The following is a 12069-nucleotide window of genomic DNA, read 5'->3' on the forward strand; positions in this document are numbered from 1 at the left end:
GAGCATTCCGCCGCTTACTCCGAAGATGAGCGCATCCCGCATCCCTTACGCCGGGCACCGTTACCAAGGAGTCACTCATGCAATCCTATTTTGATCAGCTAGAACAGGTTCGTTACGAAGGCACCAGCAGCAATAACCCGTTGGCTTTCCGCCACTACAACCCCGATGAAATCATCCTCGGCAAACGTATGGCCGACCATCTGCGCTTCGCCGCCTGCTACTGGCACACCTTCTGCTGGAACGGGGCAGACATGTTCGGCATCGGGGCCTTCGATCGCCCTTGGCAACAGCCGGGCGAAGCGCTGGAGCTGGCCAAACGCAAGGCCGATGTGGCGTTCGAGTTTTTCCATAAGCTGAACGTGCCTTACTACTGCTTCCACGATATTGACGTGTCACCGGAAGGGGCCACGTTAAAAGAGTATCTGAACAATTTTGCGACCATGACCGATGTGCTGGCTGAGAAACAGCAAAGCAGCGGCGTGAAGCTGCTGTGGGGCACCGCCAACTGCTTCACCCATCCGCGTTACGGTGCCGGGGCGGCGACCAATCCGGATCCGGAAGTCTTCAGCTGGGCAGCCACTCAGGTGTTCACGGCCATGAATGCTACCCACAAACTGGGTGGTGAAAACTATGTGCTGTGGGGCGGCCGCGAAGGCTATGAAACCCTGCTCAATACCGATCTGCGCCAGGAGCGTGAACAGATTGGCCGCTTTATGCAGATGGTGGTTGAGCACAAACATAAGATCGGCTTCCAGGGAACGCTGCTGATCGAGCCCAAACCCCAGGAGCCGACCAAGCATCAGTACGATTACGACGTCGCCACCGTGTACGGTTTCCTTAAACAGTTCGGCCTGGAAAAAGAGATCAAGGTGAACATCGAGGCCAACCACGCCACGCTGGCCGGGCATTCGTTCCACCACGAGATCGCCACCGCCATCGCGCTGGGGATTTTCGGCTCGGTCGATGCCAACCGGGGCGATCCACAGCTAGGTTGGGATACCGATCAGTTCCCGAACAGCGTGGAGGAAAATGCACTGGTGATGTTCGAAATCCTCAAGGCCGGCGGTTTCACTACCGGCGGGCTGAACTTTGATTCCAAGGTGCGCCGCCAAAGTACCGACAAATATGATCTGTTCTACGGCCATATCGGCGCTATGGACACCATGGCGCTGGCGCTGAAAGTGGCCGCCCGCATGATCGAAGATGGTCAGCTACATCAGCAGGTTGCCAAACGCTATGCCGGTTGGAACAGTGAGCTGGGCCAACAGATCCTGCAAGGGAAACTGTCGCTCGAAGCGCTGGCACAGCACGCCGAGCAACAGGTGCTAGCCCCACAACATGCCAGCGGGCATCAGGAAAAGCTGGAGAACCTGGTCAACCGCTACCTGTTCGGCTAACTCTCTACGGCGCGGTGGGTCCGCTCACCGCGCTTCAAAGGATCCGTGCTCATGTACATTGGAATCGATCTCGGTACTTCCGGCGTGAAAGTCATCCTGCTAGGCGAGCAAGGCCAACTGCTGGCCAGCCAGAGTGAACCACTGCCCATCTCACGCCCCCATCCCCTATGGTCTGAACAAGACCCGCAAGATTGGTGGCAGGCCACCGACCGCGCCATGTTGGCATTGGCTAAACAGCATAGCCTGCAACAGGTCAAAGCCATTGGCCTGACCGGCCAGATGCATGGCGCAACCTTACTGGATAAACAGCAGCGGGTATTACGCCCGGCCATCCTGTGGAACGATGGCCGCAGCTTTGCGCAATGCCAGGCACTAGAACAAACCGTACCCAACTCACGGGAAATCACCGGCAACCTGATGATGCCCGGCTTCACCGCCCCCAAGCTACTGTGGGTCAAGGAGCACGAGCCACAGATTTTCCAGCAGATCGATAGGGTGTTATTGCCGAAGGATTACCTGCGTTGGTGCATCACCGGCGAGTTTGCCAGCGATATGTCCGATGCCGCAGGGACAATGTGGCTAGACGTCGCCAAACGTGACTGGAGCGACGCCATGCTTGATGCCTGCGAGCTGACGCGTGAGCAGATGCCTGCGCTGTTTGAGGGTAACCAGATCACCGGGCAAGTGGATAGCGAACTGGCCCAACGTTGGGGGATGGCGCCGGTGCCGGTGGTAGCTGGCGGGGGTGACAATGCCGCCGGGGCGATCGGCGTTGGGCTGTATCAGGCCGGGCAGGCGATGCTGTCACTGGGAACCTCTGGCGTCTACTTCGCCGTCAGCGACGGTTTCCTCAGTAACCCGACCAGTGCGGTGCACAGCTTCTGCCATGCGCTGCCGCAGACCTGGCACCTGATGTCGGTGATGCTCAGCGCAGCGTCCTGCCTGGACTGGGCCTGCCAGTTAACCCATGTCGATAGCGTTGCCACCCTGCTGCGTAATGTTGAGCAGGCCGCTCCTGCTGAAACGCCGTTGTGGTTCTTGCCCTATCTTTCCGGCGAGCGTACGCCACACAACAACCCGAATGCCAAAGGGGCCTTCTGGGGCTTTACTCATCAACATGGGCCGAACGATCTCGCACGAGCGGTGCTGGAAGGGGTGGGTTATGCACTGGCTGATGGCATAGACGTGCTGCATGCCAGCGGCCTGCAACCCACGGCTATCACCTTGATTGGCGGCGGCGCACGTAGCCCGTTCTGGCGCCAGATGCTGGCGGATATCAGCGGCCAACGGCTGGAATACCGCACCGGTGGTGACGTTGGCCCGGCATTAGGTGCCGCGCGTCTGGCACAGATTGCGCTGAACCCTGGTGTGTCATTGAGCACCCTACTGCCCGAATTGCCGTTAGAGCAGGTGCATGAGCCGGATACCGAACGGCATCAATATTACACCGCCCAACGCAACACCTTCCGCGAGCTTTACCGCTGCCTGCAGCCGCTGATGTAACCCCTCCCTAACTGCACATAACCCCTCTCAATCGATGAGGGGTTTACCTCCCTTCAACGTTGGTCCGTTGTTGCCATCATGATGGCCGTTTTTGGCCTTCTTTCAGACTGACTACTGGAACAGTATGGTGTTACACCAAATTGAGGAGGGCCGAAAATGTCACATAGCGCACTATTGATCATCGATGTTCAACAATCCTTTCAACACCGCCCGTTCTGGCAGGAAGACGATCTGCCTGCATTTCAACAGGCGCTGACACGCCTGATCGCGGGTTGCCAGCAACAAGGGGTGCCGCTGGTCGACGTGTTCCATGTCTCGCCTGAGGGGCCGTTCTCTTTGGCGTCTGGCCACGTGAAACGCCTGCCGTTTCTGAGCCATCAGGCTGACGTTACGGTGCAAAAGCGAGTACACAATGCGCTGACCGAATCTGGCCTGGATGCCTGGCTGCGTGAACGCCAGATCGACCATCTGATTATCAGCGGCATTCGCACCGAGCAATGCTGTGAAACCACCACCCGCGTCGCCTCGGATCTAGGCTATAAAGTGACGTTTGTGACCGAAGCGACGCTCACTTTCCCGATGCATCACCCGGACGGCAGCCTCTTTACCCCCGAGCAGCTAAAGCGGCATACTGAAACCGTGCTGGTCGACCGCTTTGCCACCATTGCCAGCGTCGATGAAGCATTGACACAACTTTCACAGGAATAATCATGCCCAAGGCCGTTTACTTTCTGATGCTCCCCAACGTGCTGTTACTGGATGTCAGCGGCCCGGCTGAGGTATTGCGGCTTACCGGGCAGTTCCAACTGCACTATGTCAGCCCGGTGCCGCAGATTACCTGTTCCATCGGCATGACGATCGGCCAGCTAGCCCCCTTACCACAACAGTGGAACGAAGGGGATATTCTGGTGATACCGGGGGTGGCGGACTCAACGCATTACTTTGCTAGCGAGGAAGCGGCTCTGGCGCGCAATTGGCTCCGGGCCTTGCGCCCGGCTTTGGCCCAGCGGCAGATTGACCTGGTTTGCGTCTGTTCCGGTGCGCTATTGGCCGCCCAGGCAGGCTTGCTCGACGGCTATCACTGCACCACTCACCACGCCGTGCTCGACCGTCTGCGCCAGCAGGCACCGGCCGCGCAGGTGAAGGAAAACCGTATTTTCGTTGAGGATCGTGGGGTGTTTACCAGCGCGGGTATCACCGCCGGTATCGATCTGGCCCTGCACCTGGTCAATCAACACTGTGGGGCTGACCGCGCGTTGGAGATTGCCCGTGAGATGGTGGTTTATTTCCGCCGCTCCGGCGACGATCCGCAGCTTTCCCCGTGGCTACGCTATCGCAATCATCTGCATCCTGCTGTGCACCGGGCGCAGGATGTCATGGCCGCCGCGCCGGAGTCCGAGTGGTCGGTCCCCCAGGTGGCGGAGAAAGCCCACGTCAGCAGCCGCCATCTGGCCCGGCTGTTCCGCCTGCATATCGGCCTCAGCGTACGGGAATATCATGAACAGCTGCGGCTGGCGGTCGCACAGCAACGGCTGCAACAGGGCTACGGTCTGGAAAAAGCCGCGCTAACCGCAGGCTTCTCCTCTGGCCGCCAACTGCGGCGGGCACAGCAGCGCTGGCAGGCTTAAGACACCAGCCGCCGGGTATCCACTTTCTGTAACCCCATCGACAGCAGCAGGCTCACGCCAAGCGCCATGCCAAACACCCAGAAGATATCCAGCAGCGGGTAGGCCGGAAACTCCCAGTGGCGGTTACGCATCACGTTAACGATCAGGGCGTGAAAACCGTAGATCGCCAGCGAGTGGCGGGAGATCACGCCTAGCCAGCCGATTGGGTTCGGCAGGCAGTTTTTGCACCACACCAGCAGCGAGACCGCCGCCACAAATACCAAGGGGCCGGTATACATATAAAACGTATCGGCGAAGCTGCCGTTGATAAACATCTGGCTTTTGGTGCCACGGATAATCAGTACCACGCCAGCGACAAAGCACAGCACTGCCAACAGGCTCATACCGCGCCGTTGGGTAGCCATCATGCCGATCGCTCGCCCTGCCAAGGCATAAAGCAGGTAGTAGAAGGTATCACCATAGATGTACAGGTTCACCGGTAGCAGATGCACATTATCCAGGGTCAGCTTGCTGGTATTCGGGTTGGCGATAATCGCCAGAATGACAATCACCCCGGCCAGATAGCGGCCAGAGACCGGTTTGACGCTGATCAGCGGCGAAAGCAGGTAGACCACCGCAATGGCGTAAAAGAACCACAGGTGATAAAACACCGGCTTTTGCAGGATGGAGCGTAACGAGGGCCAAAAGCCGATGCGGGTAAAACAGGCAATATAAATCAGGGCAATGGCGCTGTAGAACAAAATACAGCAGGTAATGCGGATAAAGTGTTTTTGGTTGGCACTGCGCTCACCAAAAAATAGAAAGCCGGAAATCATAAAGAATAGCGGCACCGAAGCCCGTGAAATCGAGTTCAATACGTTAGCCATATCCCAGTTATGTTCACCCACTGCCACACCGTTAGCGACGTAGTAGGTGGTCGCGTGGATCATCACCACCATCATGCACGCCAGCGCACGCAAGTTATCTATCCAACCAATTTTATTGCTCATTGCTGCCCGTCGGTTGCCTATAATTCTGTCATAAAGAAATGTTAATCAGAGGTTATAGCTCAGGGGGCGCAGCACAACGCTTAAACGCACTATTAAGAATGAGCCTGAAAATCACCTTATGATTGCCAAGGTGAACAATTGGCGGCAAAATAGCCGCCACAACTCGCTCAGTTTGCGCATCCCCGCCCTGACAGTTCCTTATTTCTTCTTTGCTATCAGTAATATAAAAATGAAAACATCATTACCCCCTGCGGCACTTTTAGGCCGACAGGCGCTTTTATTCCCACTTTGTCTGGTGCTGTTCGAATTTGCGACCTATATCGCCAACGATATGATCCAGCCCGGTATGCTGGCGGTCGTGGCCGACTTCAACGCCGGTGTGGAATGGGTGCCCACCTCAATGACCGCCTATCTGGCTGGCGGCATTTTCCTGCAGTGGCTGCTTGGCCCGCTGTCAGATCGCCGTGGCCGCCGCCCGGTGATGCTGGCCGGGGTGCTGTTCTTTATCGTCACCTGCCTGGCCATTCTGCTGGTCACCAATATCGAGCAGTTTATCGTGATGCGCTTCCTGCAGGGGATCGGCCTGTGCTTTATCGGCGCGGTGGGCTATGCCACCATTCAGGAGTCGTTTGAAGAGGCGACATGTATCAAGATCACCGCGCTGATGGCTAACGTGGCGTTGATCGCCCCGCTGCTAGGGCCGTTGGCCGGGGCCGCCTGGGTTCACGTAGCCTCCTGGCAAAGCATGTTTGTGCTGTTTGCCGCGCTGGCCGCCATTGCCTTTGTTGGTCTGTGGAAAGCCATGCCTGAAACCGCCACGCTGCAAGGGGAAGCCTTCTCGGCGGCCAACCTGTGGCGGGACTATCGCCAGGTGCTGGTCAATCGGCGCTTTATCTGTGGTTCATTGGCTATCGGCTTTGCCAGCCTGCCGCTGTTGGCCTGGATTGCCCAGTCTCCGGTGATCCTGATTAAGGGTGAGTCGCTCTCGGCGCTGGACTATGGCCTGTTGCAGATCCCGGTGTTTGGCGCGCTGATCCTGGGCAACCTGACGCTGGCCCGCGTGACTGGCAAACTCAGTATTGAACGCCCGATCAAGCTGGGCGCATGGCCGATGCTACTGGGCCTGCTGCTCGCCGCGCTGGCCACGGTATTTTCCGCCCACGCCTATCTGTGGATGACCGCCGGGCTGAGCCTTTATGCTTACGGCATTGGTTTGGCGAACGCCGGTCTGTATCGCCTGACGCTGTTTTCAAGCAACGTGAGCAAAGGTGCCGTTTCGGCCGTGATGGGGATGCTGAGTATGTCGGTGTTCACCATCGGGATCGAGCTGGCCAAGGTGGCCTATGTCTGGGGCGGTAACGGGTTGTTTAGCCTGTTCAATCTGATCAGCGGCCTGTGCTGGCTGATGCTGACGGCGTTGTTCCTCAGCAAACACCGTGGTGGCGCCACTCCCGCACCGAGTGCCACAGTGTAATGGTTAACCAGCCCTCTCCCTTTGGATGAGGGCTGGCGTGAAGGCTTAGAACAGCCCCATCGGTTTCTCAGAGTAGCTCACCAGCAGGCACTTGGTCTGCTGATAGTGCTCCAACATCATCTTATGGGTTTCCCGCCCGATCCCCGACTGTTTGTAGCCGCCGAACGCCGCATGTGCCGGGTAGGCATGGTAGCAGTTGGTCCAGACGCGGCCCGCCTGAATGTTGCGCCCCATCTGGTAAGCAATGTTACCGTTGCGGCTCCACACCCCGGCTCCCAGGCCAAAATCGGTATCATTAGCCAGCGCCAGCGCTTCATCCATGTCTTTGAAGGTGGTCACCGCCAGCACCGGGCCGAAAATCTCTTCCTGGAATACCCGCATGCTGTTCTTGCCGAACAGAATGGTGGGCTCCATGTAGTACCCTCGCGCCAACCCGCCATCCAGCGCCTTGCGTCGGCCACCGGTCAGCACCTTGGCCCCTTCCTGCTTGCCGATCTCGATGTAGTTAAGGATGGTCTTCATCTGCCCTTCGGAGACCTGCGCCCCCATTTGGGTGCTGGCGTCCAGCGGGTTGCCGCTACGGATGCTCTCAACCCGTTTGATCGCCCGCTCCATAAAGCGCTCGTAGATCGATTCCTGCACCAGCGCCCGGCTCGGGCAGGTACAGACTTCCCCCTGGTTAAAGGCAAACAGCGCAAAGCCTTCCAGCGCCTTGTCGAAGAACGAATCCTCTTTGTCCATCACGTCAGCAAAGAAGATGTTGGGTGACTTGCCACCCAGTTCCAGCGTCACCGGAATGATGTTCTGGGTGGCGTAGCCCATGATTTGGCGCCCCACCTCGGTCGAACCGGTAAAGGCCACTTTGGCGATACGCTTCGAGGTCGCCAGATATTCCCCGATTTCACCGCCTGCGCCGTTGACCACGTTGATCACCCCTGGCGGCAGGATGTCCTGGATCAGTTCCATCAGCACCAGCACCGATAGTGGCGTCAGCTTGGCCGGTTTCAACACGATGCAGTTACCCGCCGCCAGCGCCGGAGCCATCTTCCAGCAGGCCATCAGCAGCGGGAAGTTCCACGGAATGATTTGTGCCACCACGCCCAGCGGTTCGTGGAAGTGATAGGCGACGGTTTCGGAGTCGATCTCGCTGATGCCGCCCTCTTGCGCTCGTACGCAGGCAGCAAAGTAGCGGAAATGGTCGATAGCTAACGGAACGTCGGCATTGACGGTTTCGCGGATCGGTTTGCCGTTATCCCAGGTTTCTGCCGCCGCCAGCAGATCGATATTCTGCTCCATGCGATCGGCGACCCGGTTAAGCAGGTTGGCGCGCGCCTGCACCGACATCTTCCCCCATGCCCCTTTGGCATCGTGGGCCGCATCCAGCGCCAACTCGATATCCTGGAAGGAGGAGCTGGCCACTTCGCACAGCGTCTGGCCGGTGATCGGCGTCAGGTTGGTGTAATACTCGCCCTGTACCGGCGCCACCCAGCTACCACCGATAAAGTTGTCGTAACGTTTTTTCAGTTTGAGAGGAAACCCGGTGTTTTCAGGCGTGAGGTGACTTGCCGTAGTGGTATTCGCCATTTGTATCTCCTTTTAACGAGGCTGCAACCTTACCGCCCGCAGACGGTAAGCAGGTTCACGGCACCATGGCCGCAGATCCGGTGATCAAACTTAAGAAGCGGTGAACTATCTCTAGCCGGAATGATAGGGGTTTATGAGGAGAAATGGCGAAACAATGCTCAAACGCATGAGGGGTGTCACAATCTTTTAAACTGGGTGCAACAATATGCACCCATAATTTCAACCGCCAAACAGCCCGCGATCCCGCAGCAGATGCTGGTTCCCCTTACGCCGGGTAAAGCCGCTGCGATCGAAGAATTCCAGCACCTGGATCGCCAGCTTGCGGCCAACCCCCAGCCGATCGCGGAAATCACCGGCATTGGTGCTGCCTTGCGTGGCGTCCAGCTCGCGGATCATCGCGGCAAACTGTTCGATACGCTGGCTGAGGTAGTAGCGATCGACCACCACGGCGGTGACGTAGCCAAGCTGTGCCGCTTTGCGCAACGCGGCGCGAACGCTGTTTTCCTCTTCGCCCAACGAGGCGGCCAGATCGCGCACCCACCAGGGCTCTTCACCAAACAGCGGCTCAATGCGGCTCCACAGCGCCTGTTGCTCGCTGCTGAATGCCAAGCCGTGGTCTGGCAGATGCAGCCAGCCGCGCGTATTACGCAGCAAACCCGCCGCCAGCAGCCGATCGATCATCATAAATACCAGCGGCTCATGCAGCGCCGGTAACGCCATACGGCGCAGACGAGCGCGCCCCAGGCCTAGCTGATCGGCATGTTGCTGATGGTATTCGGCCAACACCTGTAACAGGCGCTGCTCATGCGCCTGCACATTGCCCGGGGCCAACGCCATCTCGCCAGAGATCATCAGGGCATAACCCGCCAGCAGTTCCTGTAGGCCCTCATCCGTCAGTTGTCGCGCCCAGGCAAACGCGGCCAAATCCAGTGCGCCACCCGGCAAACGCAAATCCAGCACCTGTCCATCGCTGGATGCCTGAGACAGCGCGGCCAGCCAGGCCAGATACTCCGGCTGACGCTTGCCCCGTTTCGGCGAGGAGAGCCCCAGCACGCGGGCAGCCCCCAACGTTTGGCGTGCGCTGATATCACGCAGCACCAGCCGGTCATTTTCCACCAGCCACAGCGGGCGATCGAGGATCAGCTCCGCCAGGTTGTCGGCCAGCAACGCAATGCGCCCGGTGATATGGCTGGCAGCATGGTGAATATGCAGCGACTGCCAGTGCTGGATCGGCGCGTCGGCCTCTATCGCCACCAGAATACGTTCTGCCGCCGCTGGCGGTTGTTGCGCCAACAGCCAGTCGCCGCGCGTTAGCTGATCTTTGCTGACGTCACCGCTGATATTCAGCGCAATACGTTGCCCGGCAACCGCCTGTTCTGCCGCCTGATTCTGCGCATGCAAGCCGCGCACCCGTACCGGCACATCCGCACCGGTCAGCCATAGCGTATCGCCTACCGCCACGCAGCCGCCCAGCGCCGTCCCTGTCACCACCAGCCCGGCACCCTTGACGCTGAAGGCGCGATCCACCGCCAGGCGAAAACGGCGTGATAGTAAGTGCTCACCGGGTTGCAGTGCCAACAGATGCTGGCGCAGCTCATCAATACCTTCCCCCATGGCCGCCGCAGTAACAAATACTGGCACATCATGCCAGCCCTGCTGCGCCAATTCAGCCAACACCTGGGTTTGCACTTCGGCGACTCGTGCAGGTTCCACACGGTCGGCTTTGGTTAACGCCACCGTCAACTGCGCTCTACCGCTCAGGCGCAGGATCGCCAGGTGCTCGCGGGTTTGTGCCATTACGCCATCGTCGCAGGCCACCACCACCAGCGCATGGTCGATGCCGCCAATGCCCGCCAGCATATTAGCGAGGAATTTTTCATGGCCGGGAACGTCGATAAACCCCAGCACGCGGCCATCTGGCTGCGGCCAATAGGCATAACCAAGATCGATGGTCATGCCACGGCGTTGTTCCTCCGGCAGGCGATCGGCATTGATGCCGGTGATCGCCTGTAGCAGGGTGGTTTTGCCGTGGTCAACATGGCCAGCGGTGGCAATAATCATGCGCTCAGCGCCTCAACCAGTGCGCCCTCCTGTTCCAGGCAACGCAGATCGAGCCACAGCTTGCCGTCGTTGATACGGCCAATGACCGGCTGCGGCAAACCGCGCCACTGCTGAGCCAAACCTTCTAGCGTTGCGCCTCGTCCATCAAGTGGGGCAAAGGTCAACGCGTAGCTCGGCAGACGATCTACCGGCAACGAGCCGCTGCCAATCTGTGACCAGCATGGCTCGCTGCGCAGCTCGAAGCGGCCAGAAAACAGCGGAGCCAACTGGCCTTGCAAACGTTCGGCTGTTTCCTGCATCTGTTGCTGTGGACGGGTTAGTAAACGCAAGGTAGGCAAGTGTTCTGCCAGTAGCTCAGGCTGTTGATACAACCGCAGCGTGGCTTCCAGCGCCGCCAGCGTGATTTTGCCGACGCGCAGGGCGCGCTTGAGTGGGTGCTGTTGCAGACGGGCGATGAGATCTTTTTTACCGACGATAATCCCGGCCTGTGGCCCGCCCAGCAGTTTATCACCGGAGAAGGTCACCAGATCGACACCTGCGGCAATTAGGCGTTGCGGCATCGGTTCGGCGGGCAAGCCGTATTGCGCCATGTCGATCAGCGAGCCACTGCCCAAATCGGTCGCCACAGGAATGCCGTGTTCGTGGCCCAACACCGCCAGTTCGCTTTCATCGACCGCAGCGGTAAACCCTTGAATACTGTAATTACTGGTGTGTACCTTCATCAACAGGCCGGTTTGCTCGTTGATGGCGGCACGATAATCTTTCAGATGTGTACGGTTGGTGGTGCCGACCTCCACCAGTTGGCAGCCCGCCTGGCGCATGACGTCCGGGATGCGGAACGCGCCGCCAATCTCCACCAACTCGCCACGTGATACCACCACCTGCTGGCCCGGCGCTACCGCCGCCAGCATCAATAGCACCGCCGCCGCGTTATTGTTGACGATACAGGCATCTTCCGCCCCGGTGAGCTGGCAGAGCAAGTCCGCGATGGCCCGATCGCGATGCCCACGGCCTGCGCCATCCAAATCGTATTCCAGCGTCACGGCACTGCTCATGGCACTGACCACCGCATCAACCGCCGGTTGCGCCAACAGCGCTCGCCCCAGATTGGTGTGCAAAACGGTGCCGCTGAGGTTAAACACGGGTTGCAACGCCGGGCGCTGTTGCTGCTCCAAGCGGGCATGTAGCGCCTGCGGCCAGTCCTGACACCAGGTGGGCAACTGTTGCTGCGTCTTGATGGCTTCACGCGCCTGCGCCTGCATCTGGCGCAGCAGTTCACTGATGAGCGTCTGGCCATGTTTAGCGACGGCGGTTTCAATCGCAGGGTCGCGCAGCAGGCGGTCGATGGCAGGTAACTGGCTGTATAGGTGCTGGGATTCAGTGCTCATGGTCACTCGATTTTTCAGTGTCCGGTTATCGGCAAACTGGCTTAT

9 protein-coding genes are annotated in these 12069 nt (G+C 58.9%); 5 read left to right on the forward strand and 4 right to left on the reverse strand.

Annotated elements, in window-relative coordinates; translation table 11 throughout:
- Positions 1 to 77 precede the first annotated feature (77 nt).
- The 4 genes from xylA to N6G83_RS43580 all read left to right on the forward strand — a co-directional run bounded on the left by xylA (position 78) and on the right by N6G83_RS43580 (position 4528).
- The gene (xylA, locus tag N6G83_RS43565) at positions 78 to 1397 is read left to right on the forward strand and encodes a xylose isomerase (RefSeq protein ID WP_211134889.1); all 1320 of its coding nucleotides are present in this window, start codon (positions 78 to 80) and stop codon (positions 1395 to 1397) included.
- 51 nt (positions 1398 to 1448) lie between these two features.
- Positions 1449 to 2900 carry a xylulokinase gene (gene xylB, locus N6G83_RS43570; protein ID WP_211134888.1) on the forward strand — a complete coding sequence of 484 codons (1452 nt, stop codon included), beginning with the start codon at positions 1449 to 1451 and terminating at the stop codon, positions 2898 to 2900.
- 156 nt (positions 2901 to 3056) lie between these two features.
- Entirely contained in the window at positions 3057 to 3608 is a 552-nt protein-coding gene (locus N6G83_RS43575) for an isochorismatase family protein (RefSeq protein ID WP_065683450.1), read from the forward strand.
- A 2-nt stretch (positions 3609 to 3610) separates the two neighbouring features.
- A complete protein-coding gene (locus tag N6G83_RS43580) occupies positions 3611 to 4528 on the forward strand; it encodes a GlxA family transcriptional regulator (protein WP_211134887.1) in 918 nt (305 codons plus the stop codon).
- Here the strand turns inward: N6G83_RS43580 and N6G83_RS43585 are convergent.
- Positions 4525 to 5517, reverse strand: coding sequence for an acyltransferase (locus N6G83_RS43585; RefSeq protein WP_211134886.1), 993 nt, complete (start codon positions 5515 to 5517; stop codon positions 4525 to 4527). The genes N6G83_RS43580 and N6G83_RS43585 overlap by 4 nt on opposite strands.
- Before the next feature lie 229 nt (positions 5518 to 5746).
- Between N6G83_RS43585 and N6G83_RS43590 the strand changes: the two genes are divergently transcribed.
- The gene (locus N6G83_RS43590) at positions 5747 to 6991 is read left to right on the forward strand and encodes an MFS transporter (RefSeq protein ID WP_065683537.1); all 1245 of its coding nucleotides are present in this window, start codon (positions 5747 to 5749) and stop codon (positions 6989 to 6991) included.
- A gap of 45 nt (positions 6992 to 7036) precedes the next feature.
- On the opposite strand, the gene N6G83_RS43595 is transcribed toward N6G83_RS43590, so the two are convergent.
- From N6G83_RS43595 to selA, 3 genes are all read right to left on the reverse strand, one after another.
- A complete protein-coding gene (locus N6G83_RS43595; RefSeq protein ID WP_211134885.1) occupies positions 7037 to 8575 on the reverse strand; it encodes an aldehyde dehydrogenase family protein in 1539 nt (512 codons plus the stop codon).
- A gap of 219 nt (positions 8576 to 8794) precedes the next feature.
- On the reverse strand, positions 8795 to 10636 hold the full coding sequence (gene selB / locus N6G83_RS43600; protein WP_211134884.1) for a selenocysteine-specific translation elongation factor: 1842 nt from the start codon (positions 10634 to 10636) through the stop codon (positions 8795 to 8797).
- Entirely contained in the window at positions 10633 to 12024 is a 1392-nt protein-coding gene (gene selA / locus N6G83_RS43605) for an L-seryl-tRNA(Sec) selenium transferase (protein WP_173410065.1), read from the reverse strand. The genes selB and selA overlap by 4 nt, the downstream gene beginning before the upstream one ends.
- Positions 12025 to 12069: the final 45 nt, after the last annotated feature.

The organism is Serratia sp. PL7 (assembly GCF_945957435.1).